This is a genomic window from Microbacterium sp. RD1 (assembly GCF_052220165.1).
Lineage (GTDB): Bacteria > Actinomycetota > Actinomycetes > Actinomycetales > Microbacteriaceae > Microbacterium.
The window spans coordinates 969,866-984,609 of sequence record NZ_JBQPOL010000001.1; the positions used below are offsets into that span (position 1 = coordinate 969,866).

Below are 14,744 nucleotides of genomic sequence, written 5' to 3' on the forward strand. Positions count from 1 at the left end.
TCGGCGTCATCCGGAGTGGTGGACGCCGGTGAAGCGGAAGTCCACACCCCGGTCCCACGGCGCATCGGGGAGCGGTGCCGGCGCCAGGAGTGCGAGGTGGACCTCCACGACGTCCCCGCCGTTCCACTGACGGTGGGGCACCCCGGCGGGCAGGAGCACGGCGCTTCCGGCCGGCGCCGAGTGCCGCTGGAGCGCGACTTCCACCTCGAGCACTCCCTCGAGAACGAAGTAGTACTGGTCGAACTCGTGGATATGGGTACCCGGCCCCTCCCCGCCCGGTGCCATGCGGAAGGCGTTGACCACCGAGTTGTCGTTGTGCAGGATCTGCCGGTAAGCCAGACCGGGGAGGCCAGGAGGCTCCGTGAAGTCGCCGTGGAGCACCGTCGTGACGAAACCGCTGTGCGCAGATCCGGGTGCGTCCTCGGGGCGCGCGACCGGATGAAGCAATGGGGAACCGGGTGTGGGCGCCGGAACGATCAGTTCAATGTGGAACTCTGCGCTGTCCGAATCATTCCAGTTTCGGTGCGCCACTCCGGCGGGGATGTGCACGAAGGATCCCGCAGGCACCGCGTGCGTGTCATGCCCGATCTGCACGGTCATGTCGCCGGCGACGAGATAGTACGACTGGTCGCTGTCGTGGTAGTGAAGGCTCGGTCCGCATCCGCCCGCCTCGATCCAGCTGCCGATGACCAGCGCACTCTCCAGATGTGACACGAACTGCGCGGAGTACCCCGGGTGCCCGGTCGGGGACGCCTCGGCAGAGTCGAAAGTGCGGACGAACTTCATGATGCGCTCCCCGCCCGAGCCGTCGCCGGCTCGGATGCTGTGGCCCGGATCGCGGCCAGATAGGCTCGTCCGTAGTCGTTCCCGTTCGGCACACGAACGATGTTGTGGATGTGGAAGGGCTCCGCCTCATCGTTGGCGATGAAGATGCCCGCATGAGCATCGAGCTCGATGAAGATGACGGGGCTGTGCACCTTGTAATAGAACGGTCGGTCCACGTCGACGTCGCCGACCCAGGCGAACCAGGTGTCATCCAGATGCTCGAGCACCTGCGCGAGCCGCCGCTCTGCGTGACCCTCGGGAAGACGACCGACATACCACGACAGCAGAGCGACCAGCCGCTCGCGCGAGGCCTCATCCATCTCGCCACCGCTGACCCCTTCGTACGGGATCACGGCGTTGTCCTTCGTGGCGGATCCGCGCATCCGCCCCTCGGTGGGATGGGCCAACTCGGGCGGAAGCTCGGCTCTAATCATCGAGGCCGCCAGGAGGGCACGCTCCTGCAGGGGCGCGGCAAGCCCCGCCATGAGGTCCACCCCCAGGGCCAGCTCCTCGTCGAAGGCCCGGATGCCCGCCCAAGGGCCGTCGAGCACCACACGCGGCTCGGCGCCGAGGAACTGGGGTCCGATCGTGATGTGGCCGTCGTACACGAAGATCTGCAGGCACGAGTGATGGCCGAACATCTGCACGCCCCACGGCGAACCGGGTTCGGGGTCGCCGAAGATCGCGAACCAGTAGAGGTACTCCCGCAGGGTGTCGTCGTAGCCGCCGGCGACATCGGCGAGGGCGGCATTGATGCGCATCATGTCGCGAACCTGCTGGAAGCCCCGGTCTGACAGAAGCGCGCCGAGCACGTCCATCGCGCCCGCGCGCTGCTCGGGGTCCAGGTCTTCCAGGAGCACGCCGTGCGGCTGCTCCGGAGGGAAAGCGTTGATCCAGGCGCGGAACTGCTCCGAGTCGATAGGAAGGCGGGCACGCTGGTGCTGGTCGGGCGAGAGAGTGGTCAAGAACGCCCGCGCGGCGTCCGCGGCATCCGTCGTGTCCAGCTCCGACGGTTCCAGCGGATACAGCTCCGGCCGTGGCCGGCCGTCGCTGGTGAGGCCGACGAAAGGATCCGCGATGTTGCGGGCCAGCTCTTCGAGCAACTCCTCGTGGCGCTCGGGGACGCCGGAGAAGTCGACGATTCCGCGTTGGATCGGGTAGAGATCCGCGGGCCGAGCCGGGTAGCCGCCATATCCGCTCATGGTGTTGTCCTCTTCGACGCGAGCTGGTCCAATTTCACTATATGGGGTGAATCCACATAATGAAACCATGTCAGACTAAAATGGACAAATCGCGCTCGATCTTGCGCGCGATACCATTATAGTCTTACTCAAACTGGCGCAGTACGCGCTTCGTCGCAACGGCGCACGGAGAGGGGAGCGGTCCGAAATGGACATCATCATCATCGGGGGCGGAGTCGGGGGCCTAGCCGCCGCCATCGCGCTGCATCGCGGGGGCGCGAGGGTCACGGTCCTGGAGCAGGCTCCCGAGCTCTCATCCGTGGGGGCCGGAATCAACATCTCCGCAAACGGCATGAAGGCGTTGCGCTGGCTGGGCGCGGATGCAGACATCCGCGCCTCGAGCGTCTACAGCCAGGGCGCGACGTTCCGATCCCTGGGCACCGGCGAGCAGATTTCCTCTCTCGAGTTCGGAGCGAGGGGGGAGTCGCTGTGGGGAGAGTCGTTCTACCACGCGATGCGCGCCGACATCATCGACGCGCTCCTGCGCCAACTGCCGCCCGGCGCGCTCCGGCTCAACGCCCGGGTCGTCGCCGTGACGGATCGGGGCGATACCGTGGACGTCCGATTGGACAGCGGAGACGTCCTCACCGCGGACGCCGTCGTGGGGGCAGACGGGCTTCGCTCCGGCGTCCGGGCGGCTCTGTTCGGCGAGAGCGACGCCGAGCCGACGGGATATGTGGCCTGGCGGGCGCTCATCGACCTGGAACGTGCGCCCGACCTGGGGGTCACCCCCGCGTCGCGCAACTGGGTCGGACCCTCCCGACACATCATCACGTACCCCGTGGCCAACGCGCGGTACCTGAACTTCGTGGGCTTCGTCCCGGACGACGAGCTCGGCACGCGCGAGTCGTGGATGGCATCGGGTGACACCGCCGATCTGCGGCGGTCGTTCTCGGATGCATGTGCCGATGTGACCGCCATCATCGATGCGATCGACACCGCGTTCATCACGGCAATCCACTACCGTGCGCCGTTACCGACGTGGAGCCGAGGGAACCTGGCTCTCCTGGGCGATGCCGCTCACCCCGTGCCCCCGTCCGCAGCGCAAGGGGCGTGCATGGCGCTCGAGGACGCCGTCGTGCTGGGGCTGTCGTACGCGCGCCACGCCGAGGAGGGCTTCGCTGCTGTCGTCTCCGCATACGAGGCGCGTCGACAGCCTCGCACCAACCGCCTCTTCGGCACGGCCATGCAGAACTTCCGCACCTTCAATCAGGGCGACCCCGCCGAGGTTCACGGCCGGAACGGTCGACTTCGCGGCCTGCAGACACTGGACCCGGAGAGCACCTCGACCTGGGGCTGGATCTACGGCTACGACGTCGCCGCAGACCTCGACGGCTTCGAACGGCTGGACGGCCTCATGGCGACCTCACAGGTGAACACACGCGAGCGGCCAGCGGCGCGGGCAGCATTCGAATCCTGGGCCCACGCGCTGTCGCCTGCCGACTTCATCGAGGGAGACACCGGCCTGCGCGCCGGGTACCGCCGCTTCCTCGCGGCGGTCGATGCGCTGCCGGGAGCGCTCGACCGGGTTGTGCTGGCCGGCCCCGACAGCGAGATGCCGGCGGAGATTCTGGCATCGGGCGACCCCGTGCTGGTGCACCTGCACGGCGGGCTGTTCTCCCTCGGTTCGGCGGCCAGCAGCGCCGCACATGCTCAGCGCCTGGCCGAGGCGGTCGGGGGCGTCGCGGTCGTGGCGGAGTACCGGCTGGCGCCGGAGAACCCTTTCCCTGCCGCATCGGACGACGTGCTGGCGGTCTACCGCCGCGTGCGCGCCCATGCCACGGGGCCCGTTCTCCTCAGCGGCGTCGACGCGGGAGCCGGCCTCGCGCTCGGTCTCGCCGTCGCGGCCCGGGACGAAGGTCTCGCGATGCCCGACGGTATCCTCGCAGTGTCGCCGTTCGTCGACCTCTCGCTTTCATCGCCTTCCATCGACGCGAATGCCGGGTACGACCCGTGGGTGAGCCGTCAGTTCCTGGCGCTGCAGGCGGCGGGTTATCTGCACGCGCATGACCCGCGCGATCCCCGCATCAGTCCCCTGTTCGCCGACCTGCACGCCCTTCCGCCGTTGGTGATCCTGGCAGCCGACGATGAGGCACTCGCCGATGACGCCCGACGCCTGGCCGCCGCCGCGCAGGAGGCGGGAGTCGACGTCCGGTTGACCCTCGTCGCCGACAGCGTGCACGCCCTCTCTCATTTCCCGGCACTGCCCGAGAGTGCAGCGGCACTCGACGCGGTGCGCCAACTGACTGCGAGGAAGGGGGTCGCCGCGCGCCCATAGCGCGATGTCTCCCGTCGGGACTCACCCGACGGTCCGAAACGACGTCCGGAGTTCGACCGACGCTGCATCCGCGCTCCGACGTCACCTGCTCAGATAAGGGAATCTCAATGGAGAGAAATTCATCGTTGCCGACCGCGCAACCCGCGGTCGTGTCCGACAGGCGTCCGGTGTCCGCATCCGAGGTGCGGCGAGTCACGCTTTCGTCGTACCTGGGCAACACCGTCGAGATGTACGACTTCATCCTCTACGGCGCAGCCGCAGCCATCTTCTTCGGGCCGTTGTTCTTCTCCGATCTCGACCCGGCACTGGCCACGATCGCTTCGTTCGCGACGTTCGCGGCGGGGTTCATCGCGCGCCCGCTCGGCGGTCTGGTGTTCGGAAGGCTCGGCGACCGTGTCGGCCGCAAGCCTGTTCTGCTGACCACCCTGCTGATCATGTGCCTTTCCAGCGGCGCGATCGGGCTGCTTCCCACGGGTGAGGCGGTGGGCGGCTGGGCAGCCCTCATCCTGGTCACCCTCCGGGTTCTCCAGGGGCTCGCCGTGGGAGGCGAATGGGGTGGCGCCTCGCTTATGACGGCCGAGTTCGCGCCGCCCAAGTGGCGCGGGCTCGTCACCTCGATCGGGCAGGCGGGCCTCGCGAGCGGGGGTGCGCTGTCATCGGCGGCTCTCGCGCTGGTGGCGCTTCTTCCGGTTGAAGCGCAGATGGCTTGGGGGTGGCGTATCCCGTTCCTCGCAAGCTTCGTGCTGCTCCTCCTCGCGCTGTATGTGCGACTGCGTATCAACGAGAGCCCCTTGTTTCAGCAAATGGAGGAGGAATCGCGCCGACGTCGGGAGCAGCGCACGCCCGTGCGTGACGTACTGCGTTCTCACAAGCGCGCGGTCCTGATCGCGATTGCCATCGCCTTACCGCCGCCGGTGATCACGGCTATCGTCGGGTCATTCGCCGTGGCATATGCGACCGGAGCCGGGCAGGATCGCGGCACGGTGCTGGGCGCGCTGACGACCTCGTACTTCTTCGCCATCGTCCTGGCGCCGGTCTACGGATACCTCTCCGACAGATTCGGCCGCAAGCTGATCTACCTGGTCGGCTCGATCGCCTTCGCTCTGTTCGTCTTCCCGCTGTTCTGGATGGTCACGGCTGGGCCTGCCGTGCTGGTGTACCTGGCCTTCATCCTCGCCTTCGGGCTGATGTCGCAGGCCATGTCGGCGCCGTTGGCGGCGATCCTGAGCGAGATCTTCCCCACCGCCGTGCGCTACACCGGAATCTCGCTCGGTTTCCAGTTCGCGTCGGTTCTCGCGGGAGTCTTCCCGCTGATCGCGGCCACTCTCGTCGCCGCGGGGAGCGGCTCGACCTTCTGGGTCAGCGTGGCCATGCTCCCCGTCGCCCTGCTGGCGACCGTCGTCATGTTCCTCGCCCGCAGCAACCGCGGGGTGGACCTTGCGCGCGTCGGCGTGCGTGGAGACGTGGACATGACAGCATCGTGAGACTTTGAGCTCTCCTCACCAACACAGCGACGCCAGCCCGAGCGGGCTGGCGTCGCTGTGTTGGTGACGCGATGCTCACGCGAGTTCGCGCAGGCTTCCGCGGAGCTGGTCGGCGAATGCCGTGGGGCTGCTGTAGTACGGTGCGTGTCCGTCGACGACCTCCCGGTATGGCGCCCCCAGGGCATCGGCAAGCCACTGCGAGCCCTCCACGAGGTAGGCGCGGTGCAGAGCGGTGGGCTCCTCAACGCCGGCCATGACGATCGCAGGAACGGTCACCCGGCGGAGCTCGTCGGGGTCGGGCCGCCAGGCGAAGGCGGGGGATTCGATGGTGAGGAAGACCTCGGCGTTCTGGCGGAATCGCGAGTAGTGCTCTTCAGGGATGGCCGCGAATCCCGCTTCGCCCATCGCGAAGGGGAAAAAGTTGTTCAGCGCCCCGTCCGGACCGCCTGCAGCGAATCCTTCGCCGATCATCTGGCCGATGTGTGCGAGCACCGCTTCAGACTCAGGTGAGGTCCAAAACAGCGGCGGCTCGTGGAGGATCGCACCTCGCAGCACGTCCGGGCGGGTAAGCATCAGATTACCGACAATGATGGCGCCCGCGCTCGTCCCCACGGCGATCCCCGGTGCGCTCCCGGTCGCTTCGAGGAGGGAAGCCACATCGTCGGATTGCTCGTCGAGGCTCGTAGCGGTCCAGTCGTCCGGCCGGGGGCTCCGAGAATTGCCGCGGCGGTCGTAGACGATGGTCGTGAACTCGTCGGAGAGCAACTCGGCCACTTCTGCGAAGTGCGAGGCGTCGCCGGTCGCACCTGCGACGAAGACCACCGACGGTCCGTTCCCCCGCTTCTCGTAATAGAGCTGTGTGTCGTTCGCGTCGATGAGAGTCATGGCGGCGCGCCTTTCGTTGTCGTGTCGGGCTGAGACGCAGAGCCAACCGAATCTCGCGACGATGGGCCTGCGGTGGTGGGCTCCAGCGTCCATGCTGAATCCACGTTCATTGAGCATAGCGCGCGTCCGTTATATGGAACAGATTTCTATAGTTGGAAGACCTCCGTCGATTGCGGGCCGATGCGCGTCGACAGAGTCTCTTGGGCGATGAATCCGAACGACTAGACCGAAGAATCCTCACTGCCATCCGGCGTGCGCTGACGGCACCTGTGTGCGTTCCCATGCTTCATCCCCGTGGCGCTCGCCAGCTTCGCGGTCGGGCCGCTCTCGCGTGCTCACAGCACGCAGCCAGGTAATCTGGGATCACTCGTAACGGTGGGGCCGGCGACGTTGTCAGCCCTGTTCCACTCTGAGGTGTGGCCACTCATCTTGGCCGCCATTGTCTTCGGTTCGGCGTCGGTCTGGTACTGGCCGCGCTCACGACTGTCGTCGTACAGAATGTCCCGCCCACTCAGACGGCTGTGATGACCGGCGTGAACCCGAACATCCGTGCCATCGGCAGCGGCAGTGGCGTGGCCCTCATGACCGCCATCATCACGCGCGTGGGTGAGAGCGGCTCAATCGACAGTCCGGCGACGATGCAGAGCTACATCGTGGGCTTCCTGGTCATGGCCTGCATCGGCTTGGCAGCGACCGTCGTCATGATGGCGGGCCGCCGCCAGGTCTCTCACGTCGCCGAGAGTGCGAACGCCGTTGAGCCTATTCCTCGGGAAGCGATCACTGACTGACTTGCTGCCCTGGGCGGGGGCGTCCTCCCCACGGGTGAGAACACCCCCGCTTCGCAGCGCGCAGATTCCGTCATAATCCCCGGCACCGCGTCCTCGATCATCTCCGTCGCCCCGACCCTAACCGGCTGTGAGCACCTGTGAGCCCTCGCGACGGAGGTCTCCACTCGGAACGAATCCCAGGGCCCCGCGGAGTCACGGTCGCGGAATCAGCAGCCCATCAGCGATGACGGCGAGAATCGGCTCGAGGTCGGCGTTCCCGCGGGCCATGCCGAAGCCGGTGGCGCGGAGGGTGCGCGTGCCCTGCTGATCCATCGCGAGTGTGAACAGCTCGGGATAGGGGCGTGTGCCCAGCAGGTCCACGACCACCTGGCCCGCGCTGCGTAACGGCGCCAGCGCTGTAGCGGCGTCGGCGGGGTTGCCGCAATGGCACACGTGCGCGGTGATGATTGGCTTCCCGTGTCGCTCCGGCGGGAGGAAGGGTGCCGGGGGGGCCTTCATGAGGTTGATCATCACCGTCACCTCGTCCGGCGCCGTGCGGGCGGCCTCGAACAGCGCCTCGACGGTGGCCGGGTCGGGCTCGAAGGCGATGAACCCGCCCGTGATGCGGGCGACCTCGACGAGCCGCATCCGCGCCTGGACGACCACCCCGAAGTTGCCGCCGCCGCCGCGGAGGGCCCAGAAGAGCTCAGGATGCTGCGCCTCGGAGGCTGTCACGACCGCGCCGTCGGCGAGGACGACGCGCGCGTCGAGGAGGTTGTCGATGGTCAGCCCGTCGCGGCGGCTCAGATAGCCGAAGCCGCCGCCGAGCACGAGCCCGGGAATGCCGACGTCGGGGTGGTCCCCGAAGCCCGTAGCGAGGCCGAAGGCGCTGGCCGCGGTTGTGTAGGCGCCCGTCGTGGTGCTTGCAGAGGAAGTGCCCACGCGTGCGAGCGGGTCAATGTGGCAGGCGCCCATGAGCCGGAGATCGATTACGAGACCATCGTCGATGATGCCGTGGCGGGCGAAGCTGTGGCCGCGGCCTCGCACCGCGAACGGCACGTCGGCATCGACCGCCACGGCGACGATGCGGGCGACCTCGCTCTCCCTGGTCGGGCGGGCAAGCAGCCGTGGTATGTGAAGGTCACCCGTGTACACGACTTCGGCGAACCTCTCGAACCCCGCGTCTGCCGGTAAGAGCAGGCGCTCGCCGAGCAGACCGTGAAGCTGCTGGGCGAGCCGGCCGGCGGCGCTCATCGGACGGCGCTCGAGTCCGCGGTCAGCGCCGCGAGAAATCGGCGGTCGACGGCGGTATCCGCCCGCTCCGCCTCGGCGGCGGAGAGGAGCCCCGCGCGGGTCATGAGCAATGCGGAGGTGGCCAGCGCGGCGGCCGGGATCTCCAGCTCCGCCGCGAACGCCCGCTTGCCGCGCAGGTAGTCCACCGCCAGGCGCGCGTACTCCTCGGTGGCTTCGCCGAGCTCCACGAGGATCGTCGCGAGCAGGCTGTCGGCCGCGCCCGCGTAGATGTCGACGGTCGCCAGGCGCACCGCGCGCAAGAATGTGGTGATCGTCTGATCGCGACCCTCGATCCTGGCGAGGTTCGCGATCACCGAGGTGAACAGGATGGCGCGGACGTAGTCCGAGACCTCGCCGAGGTCGTGGTAGCCAGCATCGATCGCCACGAAGCTCAGCGGGGGAGGCTGCACCGCGGCATCGATGTCGCCGGCCTGCAGCGCGGCCCAGCGCGCGGGGTGCACCCCCACCACCGCGAACTCGTAGTCGCCGGGGTACTCCAGGCCGTGCGCTCTCAGCATCTCCATGGTGTACAGGGCCGTGCCCTCCGTCAGTGAGGAGGTGCCGAGTCGCGCGCCGCGCAGCGACGCAATGCTCGGACGCTCAGGGCGCGACACGAGCGTCAGCGGCAGCGTGTCGGTGTTGCCGGCGACGATCCGCAGTGGGCCGCCGTCCAGCGCATTGCGGATCGCGCCCTCGGGCGGAGTGATCGCCAGATCGATCCTACCCTCGAGCACTGCGCGCGTGGCCTTGTCGACCGCTCCGGTGCGCACCACCTCCAGGTCGATACCGGCTTCGGCCAGGTAGCCGAGGCGTTCGGCCGCGAACACCGGAAGCCAATTGAACCGCGCCGCGCCGGCGCCGACCTTCAGGACCTCATTCGACACGACCGCCCGCTCCTCCCGGGATCAGTACGCCAGGTTCAGGTGCTCGCGGCGGCGCTCACCCTGCTCGATGAGGTCGACGAACCCGAGCGCGTAGTCGGCACCGGATATCGCCCCGCCACCGGCGGGGGTGAGAGCGACGTCGCCGCCCACGCGGTACTGGCCGAGACGCTCTCCGGGGGCGAACGAGCCGAAGCGGCCGGCGGGGCTCACGAAGACCCAGGCCAAGGAGTCGGGTGTGGCGGGAAGGTCGTCCGTGATGACCGCGGAGACCGTCACCACCTCCTCGTGGAACTCGACGGGGGCATGGCTGAGGTCCTCGACGAAGCGCGGTGCCCCTTCGGCGGGTCGCAGCGACGAGAACCCGCCGACGACGTATAGGGGCACCCCCGCCTCATCCGCGAGGCGGGCGATGGTGCGGTAGGTATCGCGATATACCTCGGCGATGGGGCCACGCGGGGAGAGGGCGCCGACGACGACGTCGGCGCCGGAGACGACCTCGGCCAAGGTGGCCTCGTCGGTGGCGTTGCCCTGCACGTACGTCACACCCGGGAGGGGGGCGGGGGGCGAGGTGCGGCTGAGCGCGACGACCTCGTGACCGCGGCCGGCGGCCTCGGCCACGATCGCGGAGCCGGCGTAGCCCGTTCCTCCGATGACAGCAATGCGCGACATGGGAACTCCTTCTGGTTAGCGAAACCCTGGTCGATTCGGTCGACCGTGATTACCATAGGAGAGCAGCCCTCCATCGGGAAGAAGGCACTTCATGGTAACCACTGCACTGTCAGAGACCACGGATACCCGGGGGAACCCGTATGCGGCGGACTGCGCCACGCGACGCATCCTCGATCGCGTCGGCGATCGGTGGACCATGCTCGTCGTCGGCATCCTCAGCGAGGGCGACGCGCGGTTCTCGGCGCTGCGGCGTCGCATCGAGGGTGTCTCCCAGAAGATGCTCACGCAGACACTGCGCGGGCTGGAGCGCGACGGCCTCGTGCGGCGCACTGTCTACCCGGAGGTGCCGGTGCGCGTCGAGTACGCGCTTACCGACCTCGGGCTCACCCTGTGCGCGCCGCTGCGCGCCCTGCAGCTGTGGTCGATCGAGCACGAGGATGATATCGCGGCGGCGCAGGAGGCCTACGACGCCGTGGAATAACGCGTTAGCCGACGGATGTGCCCCGGCGGCTGGGCCGTAGCATGAGAAGCGTGGCACCTACCTGGCGGGCGATCCAGAAGGCGAATCGCCGGGAATCGATCCTTCGCGCCGCAGCACGGCTATTCGCCGCGCGCGGCTTCGCCGCGGTCTCCACTGTCGAGATCGGTGAAGCGGTGGGGATGAGCGGCCCGGCGCTGTACAACTACTTCCCCAGCAAGGAGGCCCTGCTAGCCGCCGTGCTCGTCGAGGCGAGCACGCGGCTGCTGGACGGGTGCCGCGAGATCGTGGCGCCTGGGCGGCCGGCGGGGGAGACGCTGGACGACTTGATCTCGTTCCACCTGGACTTTGCAACGTCCGACCCCGACATCATCCGGATCCAGGACCGCGAACTTGCCCAGCTTCCCGTCGACGTCAATCATCAGGTGCGCGAGCTCCAGCGCCGATATGTGCAGGAGTGGGATCACATCTTCGCGCAGGTGCGCGCGGACATGCCCGAGTCCGAGCGCCAGACGCGCCTGCTGGCTGTGTTCGGCCTGCTCAACTCGACGCCGTACAGCGCCGTCCCGACCGGCCACGGCGCGCGCGCCATCCTGCAGGCGATGGCCGTGGACGCGCTTCTGGGTGCAGCCGACGTGCGGGTCAGCTGAGGTAGGCGCGAGCCTGCCGCAGCACGGGCTCGTCGATCATCTGGCCGCGGAAGCGGAACACGCCGCCCTGCTGCCCCGCCTCCGCCAGCACAGCGCGGGCCCACTCCATCTGCTTCGGGGTCGGCGCGTAGGCCTCGCGGATCGCGCGGACCTGCGACGGGTGTATGCAGGCGGTCGCCGAGAACCCGGATGTGGCGGCATCCTCCGCTTCCGCGCGGAGCCCGTTCAGGTCGGGGATGTCCAGGTGCACCCCGTCGATCGCGGCGACGCCCGCCGCACCCGCGGCCAGCAGGACGTTCGCGCGGGCTGTGCGCGCCACGTCGCGATAGGTTCCGTCCGCGGCTCTGCTAGAGCGACCGCCGAGACTCGCGAGCAGATCCTCCGCCCCCCACATGAGCGCCACGGTCGCCGAATGCGCGGCGATCGTGCCGGCGTGCGCTACCCCGCGCGCCGTCTCGCACAGGGCGATCACCCGATACCCGGCGAGCGCGTCGAGCTGTCGCGGATCCTCCGCCTTGGCCAGTATCACGGTGCGATACGGCGTATCAGCCAGGGCGGCGAGATCCTGCTCTTGATCAGGCGAACCGGCCGGGTTGATCCGCACGATGGTGCGGTCGGGGTCCAAGGGGTTCTCGACGAACGCGCGGCGCGCACCGGCCTTGTCGGCGGGGGCGACGGCGTCTTCGAGATCCAGGATCACCGAGTCCGCCATATCGGCGGCCTTGCGGTAGCGTTCGGGTCGATCACCCGGGCAAAACAGAAGGGACGGTCCGTGGATCATCAGGCCTCCGTGTGGCCGTCGCGGGCCTCGGGCGAGACCAGCATCAGGGCTTGACGCGTCGCCTCGGCCACAACGCTGCCGGTCGCGTTGCGCATGGTGTGGGCGAACTCGACGACTCCTTGCCCCGGGCGGGAGGAGGACAGTCGCTTGGAGAGGACGAGCGTCTCGGCGTATAGGGTGTCGCCGAGCCGCACTGGCGCCGGGAATCGCACGGCGCTGAATCCGAGGTTCGCCACGATCGTGCCTTGCGTGAGTTGGGCGACGGACAGACCGACGAGGGTGGACAGTGTGAACATGCTGTTCACCAGCCGCTCGCCGAACTCCGTGTCTGCCGCCCACGCGGCATCAAGATGGAGCGACTGCGTGTTCATGGTGAGCGTCGTGAACAGGACGTTGTCGGCCTCTGTCACCGTCCGGCCCGGGCTGTGCGCGTATATCGCACCCTCGACGAGCTCGTCGAAGTACAGCCCGCGCTGAACGAACCGTTGTCCACTCATGCCGGCACGTCCTCCGGCGCCTCGGCGTGCGTATCGATCACGGCGAGGGCCTGGCCGCGGGCGACCCGATCGCCGACCACGGCCCGCATCCGCACCGTGCCGGCCACCGGGGAGGTGAGAACGTGTTCCATCTTCATTGCCTCCACGACGAGCACCGGATCGCCGGCATCCACGTGGGCGCCGTCAGCGGCCCGCAGGAGCACGACTGTCCCGGGCATGGGGGACGCGATCACCGGATCGCTCGCCGTCTCCGACTCGGCGCGGTGGCTCTGCGCCTCCTCCACAAAGACGAAGCGAGCGCCGTCAACGGTCAGCTCCACGCCGGGGCCGGACACCCACGCCGCCACACGCCGCACCCAGCCGTCGATGCCGATCGTGAACGAGCTCCCGTCGCCGGGTGTCAGACGGGCTGGCAGCGTGGTGCCATCGCGGACGACGGCGGTCCCGCCGTCGTCCTGCGTGACGAGTTCGACGATGTGCGTTCCGGTGGAGGTGGCGAGCCGGTACCGGCGGACGGCGCGCAGGCCTCCCATCCGCCAACCGTCCCGGCGGCTCCACGCCGCGGCGTCCCGGCGCGAGTGCGCGTCGAGCACGAGCGCGGCTTCGAGTAGCTCCCGCTCGGATGCCTCGGCAAAGGAGAGCTGCCCGACGGTGCGAGCGATGAGCCCCGTGTCCAGATCCCCCGCGCGGACCTCGGGGATCTCCAGCAGCAACCGGAGGAACTCGAGGTTGGTCGCGAACCCGAAGACGGCGGTGTCGCGCAGCGCCTGCACGAGGCGCTGGAGCGCGACCTCCCGCGTCGGCCCCGTCGCGATGATCTTGGCGAGCATCGGGTCGTAGTCGATGGAGACCTGCAACCCCGCGTAAAGCGAGGTGTCCACCCGGACCCCGGTGCCCGCCGGATGCCGGACGGCGCCGACGCGTCCGCCGGTGGGCAGGAAGCCTTCCTGCGGATCCTCGGCGTATACGCGGGCTTCGATCGAGTGCCCCTCGATCCGGACATCCGACTGCGTCCATCTCAGAGGCTCGCCGGCCGCGATGCGCACCTGCTCCTCGACGAGGTCGATGCCGGTGACCTCCTCGGTCACGGGGTGCTCGACCTGCAGGCGGGTGTTCATTTCCATGAAGAAGAACTCGTCCGGGTGCTCCGCGGACACGATGAACTCGACGGTGCCGGCGCCCTCGTAGGCGACGCTGCGCGCGGTCTCGCATGCGGCCTGTCCGATCCGCTCCCGAGTTGCGGCGTCCAGCAGCGGCGACGGTGCCTCTTCGATGACCTTCTGGTGCCGGCGCTGCAGCGAGCACTCCCGCTCGCCCAGGTGGATGACGTTGCCGTGCTGGTCGGCGAGGACCTGTACCTCGATGTGGCGCGGGTTGCTGACGTACCGCTCGAGAAACAGCGTGTCGTCGCCGAAGCTCGCCGCGGCCTCACGGCGGGCGGCCTGCAGCCCCGGAACGAGCTCGGCCGGCTGCTCGACGACGTGCATGCCCTTGCCGCCGCCGCCGGCTGACGGCTTGATGAGGAGCGGGTAACCGACGGACTCCGCGGCCTCGAGCAGTTCGGCGTCGCTCATTCCGGGGCGCGCGACGCCCGGCACGGTGGGGACGTCGCGCTGCTGCACCGCGAGCTTGGCGGCGATCTTGTCGCCCATGGTCCGGATGGCTTCCACTCCCGGGCCGACGAAGACGATCCCCGCCTCGGCGCAGGCTTCGGCGAAGGCGGCGCTCTCGGCGAGGAAGCCGTAACCCGGATGGATGGCTTGCGCGCCGGTCGCGCGCGCCGCCGCGATGATCGCCGCCATGTCGAGGTAGCTCTCGGCGGCGGGGGCCGGACCGAGGCGCACAGCGGCGTCGGCGAGCCGCACGTGCAGCGCGTCGGCGTCGGCGTCGCTGAAGACGGCGACGGCCCGGATGCCGAGGGAGTGGAGGGTGCGGATGACCCGGCACGCGATCTCGCCTCGGTTGGCAACGAGGACGGTGGCGAACGAAATGCTGTCGGAGGAACTGTTCAT

The 14,744-nt window shown here is 68.7% G+C and carries 14 protein-coding genes; 5 read left to right on the forward strand and 9 right to left on the reverse strand.

Going from position 1 to position 14,744, the window contains the following annotated elements; translation table 11 throughout:
* Positions 1 to 6: 6 nt before the first annotated feature.
* Entirely contained in the window at positions 7 to 786 is a 780-nt protein-coding gene (locus ACTU3I_RS04655) for a cupin domain-containing protein (RefSeq protein WP_442924466.1), read from the reverse strand.
* Complete coding sequence (locus ACTU3I_RS04660) at positions 783 to 2,027, reverse strand: DUF3500 domain-containing protein (RefSeq protein ID WP_442924467.1); 1,245 nt, start codon at positions 2,025 to 2,027, stop codon at positions 783 to 785. Before ACTU3I_RS04660 ends, ACTU3I_RS04655 begins: the two co-directional genes overlap by 4 nt.
* A gap of 187 nt (positions 2,028 to 2,214) precedes the next feature.
* Between ACTU3I_RS04660 and ACTU3I_RS04665 the strand changes: the two genes are divergently transcribed.
* Positions 2,215 to 4,344, forward strand: coding sequence for an alpha/beta hydrolase fold domain-containing protein (locus tag ACTU3I_RS04665; protein WP_442924468.1), 2,130 nt, complete (start codon positions 2,215 to 2,217; stop codon positions 4,342 to 4,344).
* A gap of 167 nt (positions 4,345 to 4,511) precedes the next feature.
* Positions 4,512 to 5,828: an MFS transporter gene (locus tag ACTU3I_RS04670; RefSeq protein WP_442924469.1), complete on the forward strand. Its 1,317-nt coding sequence runs from the start codon at positions 4,512 to 4,514 to the stop codon at positions 5,826 to 5,828.
* 75 nt (positions 5,829 to 5,903) lie between these two features.
* Here the strand turns inward: ACTU3I_RS04670 and ACTU3I_RS04675 are convergent, their stop codons facing one another.
* Entirely contained in the window at positions 5,904 to 6,713 is an 810-nt protein-coding gene (locus ACTU3I_RS04675) for an alpha/beta fold hydrolase (RefSeq protein WP_442924470.1), read from the reverse strand.
* A gap of 416 nt (positions 6,714 to 7,129) precedes the next feature.
* Between ACTU3I_RS04675 and ACTU3I_RS04680 the strand changes: the two genes are divergently transcribed.
* Positions 7,130 to 7,501 carry a hypothetical protein gene (locus tag ACTU3I_RS04680; protein WP_442924471.1) on the forward strand — a complete coding sequence of 124 codons (372 nt, stop codon included), beginning with the start codon at positions 7,130 to 7,132 and terminating at the stop codon, positions 7,499 to 7,501.
* A gap of 192 nt (positions 7,502 to 7,693) precedes the next feature.
* Here the strand turns inward: ACTU3I_RS04680 and ACTU3I_RS04685 are convergent, their stop codons facing one another.
* From ACTU3I_RS04685 to ACTU3I_RS04695, 3 genes are read right to left on the reverse strand one after another with little or no spacing between them, the layout of a single operon-like run.
* On the reverse strand, positions 7,694 to 8,734 hold the full coding sequence (locus ACTU3I_RS04685; RefSeq protein WP_442924472.1) for an FAD-binding oxidoreductase: 1,041 nt from the start codon (positions 8,732 to 8,734) through the stop codon (positions 7,694 to 7,696).
* Entirely contained in the window at positions 8,731 to 9,657 is a 927-nt protein-coding gene (locus tag ACTU3I_RS04690; RefSeq protein ID WP_442924473.1) for an ABC transporter substrate-binding protein, read from the reverse strand. The genes ACTU3I_RS04685 and ACTU3I_RS04690 overlap by 4 nt, the downstream gene beginning before the upstream one ends.
* A gap of 21 nt (positions 9,658 to 9,678) precedes the next feature.
* Complete coding sequence (locus tag ACTU3I_RS04695; RefSeq protein WP_442924474.1) at positions 9,679 to 10,326, reverse strand: NAD(P)-dependent oxidoreductase; 648 nt, start codon at positions 10,324 to 10,326, stop codon at positions 9,679 to 9,681.
* Positions 10,327 to 10,417: 91 nt separating this feature from the next.
* Between ACTU3I_RS04695 and ACTU3I_RS04700 the strand changes: the two genes are divergently transcribed.
* A complete protein-coding gene (locus ACTU3I_RS04700) occupies positions 10,418 to 10,807 on the forward strand; it encodes a winged helix-turn-helix transcriptional regulator (protein WP_442924475.1) in 390 nt (129 codons plus the stop codon).
* Between the two features lie 50 nt (positions 10,808 to 10,857).
* Positions 10,858 to 11,454, forward strand: coding sequence for a TetR/AcrR family transcriptional regulator (locus tag ACTU3I_RS04705; RefSeq protein ID WP_442924476.1), 597 nt, complete (start codon positions 10,858 to 10,860; stop codon positions 11,452 to 11,454).
* Here the strand turns inward: ACTU3I_RS04705 and ACTU3I_RS04710 are convergent.
* The 3 genes from ACTU3I_RS04710 to ACTU3I_RS04720 are packed head-to-tail and all read right to left on the reverse strand — an operon-like array spanning position 11,447 to position 14,744.
* Positions 11,447 to 12,235 carry an HpcH/HpaI aldolase/citrate lyase family protein gene (locus ACTU3I_RS04710; protein ID WP_442924477.1) on the reverse strand — a complete coding sequence of 263 codons (789 nt, stop codon included), beginning with the start codon at positions 12,233 to 12,235 and terminating at the stop codon, positions 11,447 to 11,449. The genes ACTU3I_RS04705 and ACTU3I_RS04710 overlap by 8 nt on opposite strands.
* Positions 12,235 to 12,732 carry a MaoC family dehydratase gene (locus ACTU3I_RS04715; protein WP_442924478.1) on the reverse strand — a complete coding sequence of 166 codons (498 nt, stop codon included), beginning with the start codon at positions 12,730 to 12,732 and terminating at the stop codon, positions 12,235 to 12,237. Before ACTU3I_RS04715 ends, ACTU3I_RS04710 begins: the two co-directional genes overlap by 1 nt.
* Complete coding sequence (locus tag ACTU3I_RS04720) at positions 12,729 to 14,744, reverse strand: acetyl/propionyl/methylcrotonyl-CoA carboxylase subunit alpha (RefSeq protein ID WP_442924479.1); 2,016 nt, start codon at positions 14,742 to 14,744, stop codon at positions 12,729 to 12,731. Before ACTU3I_RS04720 ends, ACTU3I_RS04715 begins: the two co-directional genes overlap by 4 nt.

Excerpts from the sequence above, each read along its gene's own strand:
- ACTU3I_RS04655 (WP_442924466.1), bottom strand. The coding sequence starts at position 786 with ATGAAGTTCGTCCGCACTTTCGACTCTGCCGAGGCGTCCCCGACCGGG.
- ACTU3I_RS04660 (WP_442924467.1), bottom strand. The coding sequence starts at position 2,027 with ATGAGCGGATATGGCGGCTACCCGGCTCGGCCCGCGGATCTCTACCCG.
- ACTU3I_RS04665 (WP_442924468.1), top strand. The coding sequence starts at position 2,215 with ATGGACATCATCATCATCGGGGGCGGAGTCGGGGGCCTAGCCGCCGCC.
- ACTU3I_RS04675 (WP_442924470.1), bottom strand. The coding sequence starts at position 6,713 with ATGACTCTCATCGACGCGAACGACACACAGCTCTATTACGAGAAGCGG.
- ACTU3I_RS04685 (WP_442924472.1), bottom strand. The coding sequence starts at position 8,734 with ATGAGCGCCGCCGGCCGGCTCGCCCAGCAGCTTCACGGTCTGCTCGGC.
- ACTU3I_RS04695 (WP_442924474.1), bottom strand. The coding sequence starts at position 10,326 with ATGTCGCGCATTGCTGTCATCGGAGGAACGGGCTACGCCGGCTCCGCG.
- ACTU3I_RS04700 (WP_442924475.1), top strand. The coding sequence starts at position 10,418 with ATGGTAACCACTGCACTGTCAGAGACCACGGATACCCGGGGGAACCCG.
- ACTU3I_RS04710 (WP_442924477.1), bottom strand. The coding sequence starts at position 12,235 with ATGATCCACGGACCGTCCCTTCTGTTTTGCCCGGGTGATCGACCCGAA.
- ACTU3I_RS04715 (WP_442924478.1), bottom strand. The coding sequence starts at position 12,732 with ATGAGTGGACAACGGTTCGTTCAGCGCGGGCTGTACTTCGACGAGCTC.
- ACTU3I_RS04720 (WP_442924479.1), bottom strand. The coding sequence starts at position 14,744 with ATGAACAGTTCCTCCGACAGCATTTCGTTCGCCACCGTCCTCGTTGCC.